The organism is Flexivirga sp., from assembly GCF_051955415.1.
In the GTDB taxonomy this organism is placed as follows: domain Bacteria; phylum Actinomycetota; class Actinomycetes; order Actinomycetales; family Dermatophilaceae; genus Flexivirga.
Genome location: NZ_JBQCGS010000026.1, coordinates 19,907 through 31,082 on the forward strand (window position 1 = coordinate 19,907; position 11,176 = coordinate 31,082).

The window sequence follows — 11,176 nt, forward strand, 5'->3', positions numbered from 1 at the left end:
CGCCAGGGTGGCCACCATGAAGCCCGAGGAGATCGCGCTACGGCGCGCACTCACCCCGGACCCGCGCTTTCCGGTCACCCTGGTCACCGGAGGGGTCAGGCAGCACATCGTCCGGGACACCGTCCGGCTGCCGATGCGTGACGGCACCGAGATCCCGGCGCACGCGGGCGCCGCACCGGCGCTCCTGCAGACCGAGTTCGACCCGCTGGCCGAGGAAGGCGCTGACTACGCCGCCGCCCTGGAACGCAGCGGGGTGAGCACACGCCTGACGCACTACCGCGGCGTCCCGCACGGATTCCTCAACATTCCCGGGTTCGCGCCGGTCGCCCGGCAGGCCCGCTGGGAGATCGTCGACACTCTGCGAAACTGGCTCTCGTGACCACACTGCCGCCGCCGCGCACCCTCGATCCACGCGATGCCCCCTCCGTGCGGTGGGGCATTCTCGCTCCAGGCGGGATCGCCACCGCGTTCGCCCGGGCGCTGCTGGCCGAAACCGGCCAGCAGATCGTGGCCTGCGGCTCCCGGAGCATCACCCGCGCTCGTGAATTCGCCTCGCAGTTCGGCGGATTCACGGCATACGGTTCCTACGAGGAGCTGGTGGCCGATCCGCACGTCGACGTCGTCTACGTGGCGTCACCGCACTCGGCACACCGCGAGCACGCACTCCTGGCGTTGCGCGCCGGCAAGCCGGTCCTGGTCGAGAAGGCCTTCACCCGCAACGCGACGGAGGCGGCCGAGGTGCTGGACGAAGCGCGACAGCGAGGGCTCTTCTGCATGGAAGCCATGTGGTCGCGTTTCCTGCCGCGGTATGACGTCGTGCGACAGGCCGTCGCCGAAGGCTTGCTGGGCACCCTGCAGACCATCGTGGCCGACCACGGGCAGTTGCTCTACCCCGGCGGTCCCCAGCGGCTCGCGGACCCCGCGCTCGCCGGCGGTGCGCTGCTGGACCTGGGCATCTACCCGATCTCCCTGGCGGCGATGCTGCTGCCCGGCGAGCTCGACGTCGCCGCGACCGGTGTCCTGACACCGGACGGCGTGGACCGGAACGAGACCGTCGTGCTCTCCCGGGGCGAGGCCGTCGCCACCTGCATGACGACGATGAGCGCGCAGACGGCGAATACCGCTGTGATCAGCGGTGACGCGGCACGACTGGAGCTGCCCGGCTGGTTCTACCAGCCCGGGCCGGTCCGTCTCGTGGGGGTCGACGACACGGTGCTCGACACCTACGAGCCGCCGGTGACCCGGCACGGCCTGCACTTCGAGGCGGTCGAGGTCGCCCGCCGGATCACCGCCGGCGACACCGAGTCCCCGCTGATGCCCTGGGACGAGACGCTGCGGATCATGCGGCTGATGGACCAGGTCCGCGCGCAGCTCGGCGTGACCTACCCCGGCGAATGAGCGCCAGACTGCTGCTGCCGCTCGGCCTCGACGCACTGATCGTGCTCGTCTTCGCGGCCGTCGGACGAGCCTCCCACGACGAGGGCAGCCCGGTCCTGGGTGTGCTGCAGACCGCGTGGCCCTTCCTGGCCGGCGTCGCGGTCGGCTGGGTCGTGACCTTCCTGGTCGCACGACGGCCGCCGTTGACGGTGCGCACCGGCTGGCCGGTGTGGGTGAGCGCCGTCGCGGTCGGCATGGTGCTGCGTCACCTGACCGGCCGGGGCACGGCGCCGACGTTCATCGTCGTGGCCACCCTCTTCCTCGGACTCTTCCTACTCGGCTGGCGGCTCCTCGTCGGTCTTCGCTCCCGAAAGGCGTTGGTATGACGACGAACTGGTCCGGCACCTACGACTACCGCGCCGTCCGGCGCGTGCAACCGGCCACGGTCGAGGAGCTGCAGCAGTTCGTCGCCGACGCGCCACAGGCGAAGGTGGCCGGATCCGGGCACAGCTTCAACGGCATCGCGGACAGCGAATCCGGTTGGCAATTGGACCTGTCAGGTCTGATCGCCCCGCCGGAGGTCGATGACACGACCGGCACCGTAACCGTCAGTGGCGGGATGAAGTACGGCGAACTCGTGCCGGCGCTGGCGGCGTCCGGCCGTGCGCTACCGAACCTTGCGTCCCTGCCCCACATCACCATCGCCGGCAGTGTGGCCACCGGCACGCATGGTTCCGGGGTGGGACAGCCCGGGCTGGCATCGGCCGTCCGGGCGGTGGAACTGCTCACCGCGGACGGGCGCCTGCGCTGGATCGACGACTCCGACGAGCGTTTCGGCGGTGTCGTCGTGTCGCTGGGCGCGCTCGGGGTCGTCACCCGGCTGCGGCTCGCGACCGTCCCCGAATACGCCGTCCGTCAGGACGCATTCGTCGGGTTGAGCTGGCGCGACCTGGCGGCGCGGATCGACGAGGTGCTGGCGGCGGCATACAGCGTGAGTGTCTTCGGCCGGTGGATCGGGCCGGGAGCCGATCACGTCATCGTGAAGTCGATCGCCGACGACCGCGCCGGGCAGCCGGAGTTACCGGGCGCACGGTGGGTGGCCGACACGCTGCATCCGCTGCAGGCCGCCGGCGCCACACCGGACGCCGTCACCGAGCAGGGTGGAGTGCCCGGTCCGTGGGCCGACCGGCTGCCGCATTTCCGGTTGGGGTTCACCCCGAGTGCCGGTGCAGAGGTGCAGTCGGAGTTCTTCGTCGCCGCCGCGGACGCCGGTCGTGCCGTCGAGGCGCTGCTCGGTGTCGGCGATCGGATTGCACCGCACCTGCTCGTGGGCGAGATCCGAGCTGTCGCAGGCGAATCCGCATGGCTCAGCCCGGCTCACCGACGTGACTCCGTGGCGTTCCACTTCACCTGGAAACCCGAGCTGAACGCGGTGCATCAGGCGGTCGGCGTGGTGCAGGAAGCCCTGGCCGATCTTGCGCCGCGGCCGCACTGGGGCAAGGTCTTCACTTATCCCGGACGACTGGACTTCGCCTACGACCGGTTGGACGACTTCGACGACCTGCGCCGATCCCTGGACCCGGCGGGCAAGTTCGGCAACGACTTCGTCGACCGTCACGTGGCGCGTTGAGGCACACCACGTGACGGTCGGCTGATCAGCGCGTCGCGAGGATCTGCCACACGAAGTCGGTGGACCGTTGCCGCAGGCCGTCGATGCGTCGGTCGATCAGGTTGAGGCGATCCTGCTCGTCGGCACTGCCGACCTCGGTGAGCGTGGGTGGGCGCCGGACGTTGCCGTTGCAACCGAAGTCGCTGCAGATCAACGTGCCGATCGTGTCGCCGCGCCGGCCCGGTGCCCCGCCGCGGCGGGCGACATACAGCGTGACGTCGTCGGCGACGATCACGTCCTGGCACCAGGAACACAGGGTGCGCCGTCGCGGCCCGGTCCGCGAAGCGGTGGTGAAACGCACGCCGACCGCAGTGCCGTCGATGTCGACCACCACGTAGCCGGTGTTGTCCTTCGTGGTGTCACGCCAGCCGAGCAGGTCGAGGCGGTCCCAGTCGAGGGTGCCCAGGTCGGGCAGCACCGCGTCACGGATCTCGCGCTTGGTGGCGTTGACGAACGAGCTGCGGATGGCAGCGTCGGTCAGGGGAAGCATGCGGAAAGGTCCTTCGGTCGATGAGGTTCGCGGCTGACGCACCATCCGGCCGACCGCACCTGTGCGGCTGCCGGTGTATGGCGTCAGGGCATGGCAGGACACCGATCCGTCGCGAGATCACTGTCTCGTCCTGGACCGGCGGGTCAGCTGTGCGCTGAGCAGGCCATGGGGGCCGACCTCGTTCCCGGCGGCTTCACGCCGCTCATCGTCACGTCTCATCTCGCCGATGCCGGCAGGACAACTGAGACATCGGGCCGACCCACCGTCTCACACGCGCTGCCCGCGGGGCACGCCCATTTCTTCGCCACGGGACTCACCGGCGCCACACGGCCTGGAGACGGATGAAATTGACCAATTCTTTGAAATCTCAACAGATCATGCGGCGTGGTCGGCGTGGCACTGTTGCGCCTGGAGCCGGCCAATCACACACACCACAGCGGTCCCGGCCACGGTGCCGGACCGCTCGTCGGAAGGAGATCGGGTGACCGAGCACGAGCCCCATGGGATCGGCGCGGCAGCACCGCCCGGACGTCGAGGACTGAGTCGCCGGCGGTTCGTCGGCTACCTGGTCGCCGGGACGACCCTGACCGTGGCGGCCGATCTGCGCCTCGGCACAGCTGCCGAGGCGGCGATCCCCTCTCCCCCGCAGATCGCCGCGTTGTTCGACCTGGAGGACCTGGAGAGCACCGCGGCACTGGCCACCTCAGGCCTCATCAGGATCACCATCCACTCCGATGGGACGGCGAGTTTCGCACTCCCGCGCGCCGAGGTCGGTCAGGGCATCACCACCTCGACGGCCATGATCATCGCCGAGGAGCTCGACCTGCCGGTGGAGAAGGTGATCGTCTCGCTCGCCCCTGCCCGCCCGGAACTGGTCTTCAACCAACTGACCGGTGGCTCGAACTCCACCGTGTCGACATACACGCCCATCCGGGTCGCCGCCTCGATCGCCAAGGGCGCGCTGCTGAAGGCCGCCTCTGTCGAACTCGGTTACGCTGTGGGCCAATTGACGACGAAGCTCGGCGTCGTGCGTGCCCCGAACGGTACGTCGGTCAGCTACGGCGCGTTGGCGACGAAGGCGGCCACCACGACGACGAAGGCCGCCAGGACACAACTTAAGGCCCGCACGTCGTTCAGCGTCGTCGGGACCCCGCGCAATCGTGTCGACGCGCGGGACATCGTCACCGGCAAGAAGCAGTTCACCATGGACCTGCAGGTGCCCGACGCCTTGCCGACCATGGTCTGCCGCGCTCCGGGCCTCAACGGCCGTCCCGTCGCACTGCGCAACAAGGACGCGATCCTGCGGATGCCGGGCGTCACCGACGTCGCCGTGGTGGAGACCGGGGTCGCGGTCCGCGCCAGGACCTTCGGTCAGTGCATCGACGCGGTGCGCGCGGTGCAGGCGGACTTCGGCGGCAGCGTCGTCCCGGGCGCCGACGACGCCTCGGTCCTGCGTGAGCTGCGCAAGGCCGAGATCCCCCTGGTGGTGCCCACACTGCCGTTGCTCGGGGTCCAGGTCGACACCGACTTCGAGTTCATGTTCCGCAGCAGCGCCGCGTTGGAGACCAACTGCGCCATCGCCGACGTGCGCGACGGCCACGCGACGATCTGGTCCGGCCTGAAGTCGCCGATCGTCGCCCAGGGCAAGATCGCCGAAGCGCTCGGTCTGCCCCAGGACAAGGTCACCGTCCACGTCGTCACGGGCGGTGGCTCGTTCGGGCACAAGCTGTTCCACGATCCGGCGCTCGAAGCTGCGCGCGTGTCACAGGCGATGGGCAAGCCGGTCAAACTGATGTGGCACCGGGTGGACGAGCCGCGCCAGGGACGCATGCATCCGATGGCGACGTCTCGTTGTCGCGCCACCATGCTGGGCGACCAGGTGCTCACCTTCGAGCAGCGGCACACGAGCGTGGCGACCGACTTCAGCCACGGCCTGGGCGAGATGCTGGTCGCGACCGCCGCCGACCTGCCGCCCGGCCTCGTGGGTGTCGGCCTTTCCCAGAGCATCTTCCTCCTCACCCAGGACCTGCCGTACAACTTCGGGGTCGTGACCCAGTTGCTGGACGAGACGGACACGCGGTTCAACACCGGGTCGATGCGGTCGATCTACTCCCAGGACGTCGCCTGCGCCAGTGAACTGACCGTCGACCTCATGGCCCGGAAAGCCAAGAAGGACCCGCTGGCGTTCCGCCTGGCGAACGTCAAATATCCGGAGGTGAAGGCGGTTCTGGAGAAGGTCGCCGAAGTTGGCAACTGGGGCCGCACGATGCCTCCCGGCACCGCGCAAGGCATCGCCGTGCATCGCGAATACAAAGGTGCCACAGCGTTCCTCGTCGAGATCGACTGCCGGCCGGAAACCGTCAACCGCCGCATCCGCAACGGTGTCGGTGGACCCCGGGTCACCAAGGTCGTCGTCGCCGTGGACGCGGGTTTGGTGATCAACCCGCGGGGTGTCGAAGCGCAGATGATGGGCGCGGCATCCGACGGCATCGGACTGGCGCTGACCAACAGCACACACCTCAAGGACGGCCACTTCCTCGAAGCCAGCTGGGACAACTACTTCTACACCCGTGAGTGGAACACGCCGTTCGACTTCGAGTGCGTGATCATGCCCTCGTCGTCCGCCCAGCCCGGCGGTGTCGGTGAGGCCGGCGTCCCGGCGTCCTTCGCCGCGGTGGCGTGCGCGTATGCGCGTGCCACCGGCACCACACCGAAGAGATTCCCGATCAACCACGACACGTTGTCCTTCGACGTGAAGCCCTACGTCCCGTCCCTGCCCGAGTCGCCCACCGACGGCCTCTCGCACACCTACTGAGCGGAGTGCATCATGCCCACCCACACTTTCAAGCTCAACGGGGAGCAGGTCACCGTCGAGGTCGAGGACGACGTCCGGCTGCTCTGGGTGCTGCGGGACGTGCTGAAGGTGACCGGCCCGAAGTACGGCTGCGGCATCAACGTGTGCAAGGCCTGCACGTCCCACATCAACGGCAAGGCGTTCAATCCGTGCTCGGTGCAGGTCAAGGACATTCAGCCCGACGACGAGGTCACGACCATCGAGGGGCTCGCGGACACGGCCGGCGCCGACCTGCACCCGATGCAGGAGGCCTGGCTGGAAGAGGACGTCGCGCAGTGCGGCTACTGCCAACCCGGCCAGATCATGGCGGCGGTCGCGCTGGTCAACAAGGTGAAGGCCGAGGGCCGGGCGATCACCGACGACGATCTCGACACCATCCGCAACGTATGTCGCTGCGGCACCTATGTCCGGATCCGCAAAGCCATCAGGGCCGGTGCCGCCAAGATGTGAGCCACACGGCATGGGGCCGCAGTGGGACACATCGCGCGGCGGAACGCGCGATCCGTACAACCCGGACCTATCGGCGCAATCCCGACAGGGCGTCGTACAACCGGCGGGCCTGCAGCAGGAATTCCTTCGGCGCGAGCCGTAGGCCGATGACCGGAATGCGGAGGACCCGGTCGCCCGCGACAACTCGCTCGTTCTGGCGCAGCGCGTCGTCGATCGGGTTCAGTGCCAACGCGTGATGACCACCGTCTATCTCCACCACCAGGCCGACATCGTCCCAACTGACATCGAGATAGACCCGCCCGCCGGGACCCGTGCGGACAGCCTGCCGCGACGGCATGGGAAGCCCGACGCGGCGCGCCATACGAGCGAAATCGAGTTCACCCAGCGAATGCGCACCGTCGGTCACGTCGGAAACGACGTTGCTCAAGAAGGTGCGTCGTGCAGACCTGGACACTCCGCGCCACGCGAGCGCCAGCCGTGCCGGGCTGGTCATGCGCTGCTGCATCGGCAGGCAGATCAACAAGGCGGCCTGACGGTCCGACACCGCCCACTGTGCAGCGTGGATCATCGCCACCTCGGTGCTGACGCGGGGAACACCGGCGCGGAGGACGGGCGCCGGTCGGCGTTGCAGATGCAGCCGGACGCCCTCGACGCGGTGGTGTCGGGTAGCAGCCGGCACAGCGACGTCGATGATCGAGGCCGTGAATCCCGTCATGCCGTTCGCGAGGAGTGCGGTGGCTCCGTCGAGCCGCGCCTCCGACCCGCTCTCCCATACGGCGTGCCACCAGCTCGCCGGCGTGGTCAACTGCGCCGAGCCGACAGCAACGGTGTGCAGACCCTTCTTGAACCATCGGCCCGCCGCTACCTCGTTGCGGATACCGTCCCGATCGATGCCGTACTGCGACAGCGTCCGACGATGCACGACGCCGCCGTGGTCGGCAGCGAGTTGTGCCGCGATGCGGCGCCGATCGGCGCCATACACCCGCCGTCGTGCACTCGCCGCTGCGACATCGGCTGCTGTTGGATCCATCCGACGATCGTGCCCGAATTGGACGGTCCCGCGTGACGAGCCTGTGGACAACCGCCTCAGGCCACTTCATGTCAGACACTTCGCGCGGTGGAACGCGCGAAGTGTCTGACCGAAGGTGCCCCGACCGAGGTCAGAGGTACTGGCCGGTGCCCTTGATCGAGTCGATGGAGCGGCCCGGCTCGGCGCCGTCCTTGCCGTCGATGAGCGTGCGGATGTAGACGATCCGCTCGCCCTTCTTACCGGAGATGCGTGCCCAGTCGTCCGGGTTGGTGGTGTTGGGCAGGTCCTCGTTCTCCTTGAACTCGTCGACGCAGCTGCGCAGCAGGTGATCGACCCGGATGCCCTTCTGACCGGTGGTCAGCTGGTCCTTGATCGCCATCTTCTTGGCCCGGTCGACGATGTTCTGGATCATCGCTCCGGAGTTGAAGTCCTTGAAGTAGAGGATCTCCTTGTCACCGCTGGCATAGGTGACCTCCAGGAACTTGTTCTCGTCGATCTCGGTGTACATCCGCTCGACGGACGCCTGGATCATCGCCTCGACGGTCTCCTGCGGCGAGTTGTTGTGCTCGGCGAGATCGTCGGCGTGCAACGGCAGCTCCGGCACGAGGTACTTGCCGAAGATGTCGCGTGCGCTCTCGGCGTCCGGGCGCTCGATCTTGATCTTCACGTCGAGCCGACCCGGCCGCAGGATCGCCGGGTCGATCATGTCCTCCCGGTTGGAGGCACCGATCACGATGACGTTCTGCAACTGCTCGACACCGTCGATCTCGGCCAGCAGCTGCGGGACGATCGTGGTCTCCACGTCGGAGGAGACACCCGACCCGCGGGTGCGGAAGAGCGACTCCATCTCGTCGAAGAACACCACCACGGGAGTGCCGTCGGAGGACTTCTCCCGGGCCCGCTGGAAGATCAACCGGATGTGCCGCTCGGTCTCGCCGACATACGTGTTGAGCAGCTCCGGGCCCTTGATGTTCAAGAAGTATGCCGTCTCGTCGCGGCCGGTCTTCTCGGCGACCTTGCGAGCCAGGCTGGCAGCGACCGCCTTGGCGATCAACGTCTTGCCGCACCCGGGAGGGCCGTAGAGCAGCACGCCCTTGGGCGGGCGCAGCGCGTGCTCCCGGAACAGGTCCGCGTGCAGGTAGGGCAGTTCGACAGCGTCCCGGATCTGCTCGATCTGGCCGGCGAGGCCGCCGATGTCCTCGTAATGGATGTCGGGCACCTCCTCCAGCACGAGGTCGGCGACCTCGGCCTTGGGGATGCGTTCGAAGACGAAGCCCGTGCGGGTGTCGCACAGCAGCGAGTCGCCGGCGCGGATCGTCTCACCCACGAGGTTGGCGGCGATGCGGCACACGCGTTCCTCGTCGGCGTGCGCGATCACCAGCACCCGGTCCTCGCCGAGCAGCTCCTTGGCCTGGACCAGCTCACCGACCCGCTCGAAACCCACGGCGGCGACCACGTTGAGTGCTTCGTTGAGCATCACCTCGCGCCCGACCGTCAGGTCGGCCGGCTCGATGGACGGACTCACCGCGACACGCAACTTGCGTCCTGAGGACAGGATGTCGGCCGTGGCATCGTCGTGCGTCTCGACGATCACTCCGTATGACGCGGGCGGCTGCGCGAGTCGGTCGACCTCGCCCTTGAGGTTGACGATCTGTTCGCGCGCTTCCTTCAAGGTGCGCACGAGGCGTTCGTTCTGCGCTGACAGGGTGCCGACCGATGCCTGCAGTTGGCGGACCTGCTGTTGCAGCTCTCCGGCGTTCGCAGGGGACGAGACGGCAAGTCGTTCGCGCAGAGTTCGGATCTCGCGTTGCAAGCCCTCGATGGAGCTCTTCGGCGCATCAGCTTCGTGGGAGTGGTCGGTCACGGTCGGCCTCCTTAGCGCGAGCACGACGTCAGTCGTCGCTGCGGTTCGATGCCCCCTGACCCTAACCCGCAAACCTCGTCATTCCAGCGGCGGCTCGCCTGCTGAACGTTGCAACTTGCGCAGCTTCTTGTCCGAGACGGGGCGCTCGCCCAGATTCTGCGATGTCCACGACTGCGGGTCCCGCGCGACATCGAAGGTGCTCGTCTCAATATCTGGGGCGTCCGCCTCCTGCGCGCCCTTGGCGGGGCGCCGTTTGCGCAGCGGGGGCGTGACACCGGGCGCCAATCGCCGGGTGGACACCAGGAAGCCGGTGTGTCCGTGCATCCGGTGCTGCGGCCGCACGGCCAGGCCCTCCAGGTGCCAGCCGCGCACCATCGACTCCCAGGCCTCCGGCTCGGTGTAACCACCGTGCGCGCGCACGGCTTCGGCCACTCGCGACAGTTGCGTCACGGTGGCGACATACGCGATGAAGACGCCTCCGGGTGTCAGCGCCTCGCCGGCCGCGTCGAGGCACTCCCACGGCGCCAGCATGTCCAGCACCACGCGGTCGACGGTGCCCGGCGCGGCGACGGTCGGCAGCACGTCGACGAAGTCGCCGACCGACACCGTCCAGGCCGGGTGATCACCGCCGAAGAAGTCACGCACGTTGCCCTTGGCGATGTCGGCGAACTCGGCCCGCCGCTCGATGGAGTGCAACCGGCCGTGATCGCCGACGGCACGCAGCAGCGACATCGACAGCGCACCGGAGCCGACACCGGCCTCGACGACGTGCGCACCGGGGAAGATGTCCGCCATGGCCACGATCTGCCCGGAGTCCTTGGGGTAGACCACCGCCGCGCCGCGGGGCATCGACATCACGTAGTCGGACAGCAGCGGGCGCAGCACCAGGTATTCGGTTCCCGCGGTGTTGGTGATGGTGCTGCCGTCCGGCAGGCCGATCAGGTCGTCGTGGTCGAGGTGGCCGCGGTGGGTGTGGAACTGCTTGCCCGGGGTCAGCTGCAGCGTGTGCATGCGGCCCTTCGGGTCGGTCAGCTGCACGCGTTCGCCAGCGGTGAGGGGGCCGCGACGCGCGGCGGAGCCAGTGGGTTCGGGCGAGGTCACGAACGGAAATAGTAGACGGCGGGCATCGGGCCGGGCTCAGACGGACGCCGCGGTGGGGTGTTCGGCGGCCGCCAGCGCGTCGCCCAGCACCTGGACCGAGACCAGCCCGACGGGCCGGCCGTTGGTCACCACCAGCAGATCCTGTATGGCGCCGCCGACGTGCTGCGCCGCTCGCACGAGCGCCGTGACGTCGGCATCGACCGAGGCTACTTCGGCGATCCAGCCCGCGGGCTGGACGCGCGCCAGGGCGGGCGCCGCGGGCCCCGGCCCGGGCGCCGGGGGCGGCGGGGGGCGCGCCCCCCCCCCCCCGGAACCCCCCCCCCCACCCCCCCCGGGGCCCC

11 protein-coding genes are annotated in these 11,176 nt (G+C 68.7%); 6 read left to right on the forward strand and 5 right to left on the reverse strand.

Going from position 1 to position 11,176, the window contains the following annotated elements:
* The first annotated feature begins 16 nt into the window (after positions 1–16).
* From ACTHL4_RS04550 to ACTHL4_RS04565, 4 genes are read left to right on the forward strand one after another with little or no spacing between them, the layout of a single operon-like run.
* Positions 17–379: an alpha/beta hydrolase gene (locus ACTHL4_RS04550; protein WP_440281551.1), complete on the forward strand. Its 363-nt coding sequence runs from the start codon at positions 17–19 to the stop codon at positions 377–379.
* A complete protein-coding gene (locus tag ACTHL4_RS04555; protein ID WP_440281552.1) occupies positions 376–1,398 on the forward strand; it encodes a Gfo/Idh/MocA family protein in 1,023 nt (340 codons plus the stop codon). The genes ACTHL4_RS04550 and ACTHL4_RS04555 overlap by 4 nt, the downstream gene beginning before the upstream one ends.
* Positions 1,395–1,763 carry a DUF3054 domain-containing protein gene (locus tag ACTHL4_RS04560; protein ID WP_440281553.1) on the forward strand — a complete coding sequence of 123 codons (369 nt, stop codon included), beginning with the start codon at positions 1,395–1,397 and terminating at the stop codon, positions 1,761–1,763. The genes ACTHL4_RS04555 and ACTHL4_RS04560 overlap by 4 nt, the downstream gene beginning before the upstream one ends.
* The gene (locus tag ACTHL4_RS04565) at positions 1,760–3,007 is read left to right on the forward strand and encodes an FAD-binding protein (RefSeq protein ID WP_440281554.1); all 1,248 of its coding nucleotides are present in this window, start codon (positions 1,760–1,762) and stop codon (positions 3,005–3,007) included. The genes ACTHL4_RS04560 and ACTHL4_RS04565 overlap by 4 nt, the downstream gene beginning before the upstream one ends.
* A gap of 25 nt (positions 3,008–3,032) precedes the next feature.
* Here ACTHL4_RS04565 and ACTHL4_RS04570 read toward each other — a convergent pair whose 3' ends face one another.
* Positions 3,033–3,536: an FBP domain-containing protein gene (locus ACTHL4_RS04570; protein ID WP_440281555.1), complete on the reverse strand. Its 504-nt coding sequence runs from the start codon at positions 3,534–3,536 to the stop codon at positions 3,033–3,035.
* 481 nt (positions 3,537–4,017) lie between these two features.
* On the opposite strand from ACTHL4_RS04570, the gene ACTHL4_RS04575 reads away from it, so the two are divergent.
* The gene (locus tag ACTHL4_RS04575) at positions 4,018–6,351 is read left to right on the forward strand and encodes a molybdopterin cofactor-binding domain-containing protein (RefSeq protein ID WP_440281556.1); all 2,334 of its coding nucleotides are present in this window, start codon (positions 4,018–4,020) and stop codon (positions 6,349–6,351) included.
* 12 nt (positions 6,352–6,363) lie between these two features.
* Positions 6,364–6,840, forward strand: coding sequence for a (2Fe-2S)-binding protein (locus tag ACTHL4_RS04580; protein WP_440281557.1), 477 nt, complete (start codon positions 6,364–6,366; stop codon positions 6,838–6,840).
* Between the two features lie 67 nt (positions 6,841–6,907).
* On the opposite strand, the gene ACTHL4_RS04585 is transcribed toward ACTHL4_RS04580, so the two are convergent.
* The 4 genes from ACTHL4_RS04585 to ACTHL4_RS04600 all read right to left on the reverse strand — a co-directional run bounded on the left by ACTHL4_RS04585 (position 6,908) and on the right by ACTHL4_RS04600 (position 11,012).
* The gene (locus tag ACTHL4_RS04585) at positions 6,908–7,870 is read right to left on the reverse strand and encodes a hypothetical protein (RefSeq protein ID WP_440281558.1); all 963 of its coding nucleotides are present in this window, start codon (positions 7,868–7,870) and stop codon (positions 6,908–6,910) included.
* A 130-nt stretch (positions 7,871–8,000) separates the two neighbouring features.
* Positions 8,001–9,758 (reverse strand): proteasome ATPase, encoded by a 1,758-nt coding sequence (gene arc, locus ACTHL4_RS04590; RefSeq protein WP_440281559.1) that lies wholly within the window; start codon positions 9,756–9,758, stop codon positions 8,001–8,003.
* 54 nt (positions 9,759–9,812) lie between these two features.
* Entirely contained in the window at positions 9,813–10,835 is a 1,023-nt protein-coding gene (locus ACTHL4_RS04595) for a tRNA (adenine-N1)-methyltransferase (protein WP_440281560.1), read from the reverse strand.
* A gap of 36 nt (positions 10,836–10,871) precedes the next feature.
* Positions 10,872–11,012 carry a hypothetical protein gene (locus tag ACTHL4_RS04600; protein WP_440281561.1) on the reverse strand — a complete coding sequence of 47 codons (141 nt, stop codon included), beginning with the start codon at positions 11,010–11,012 and terminating at the stop codon, positions 10,872–10,874.
* Positions 11,013–11,176 lie beyond the last annotated feature (164 nt).

Bases quoted from the DNA above. Each gene is read 5' to 3' on its own strand.
- ACTHL4_RS04550 (WP_440281551.1), top strand. From the start codon at position 17: ATGAAGCCCGAGGAGATCGCGCTACGGCGCGCACTCACCCCGGACCCG.
- ACTHL4_RS04560 (WP_440281553.1), top strand. From the start codon at position 1,395: ATGAGCGCCAGACTGCTGCTGCCGCTCGGCCTCGACGCACTGATCGTG.
- ACTHL4_RS04565 (WP_440281554.1), top strand. From the start codon at position 1,760: ATGACGACGAACTGGTCCGGCACCTACGACTACCGCGCCGTCCGGCGC.
- ACTHL4_RS04570 (WP_440281555.1), bottom strand. From the start codon at position 3,536: ATGCTTCCCCTGACCGACGCTGCCATCCGCAGCTCGTTCGTCAACGCC.
- ACTHL4_RS04580 (WP_440281557.1), top strand. From the start codon at position 6,364: ATGCCCACCCACACTTTCAAGCTCAACGGGGAGCAGGTCACCGTCGAG.
- ACTHL4_RS04585 (WP_440281558.1), bottom strand. From the start codon at position 7,870: ATGGATCCAACAGCAGCCGATGTCGCAGCGGCGAGTGCACGACGGCGG.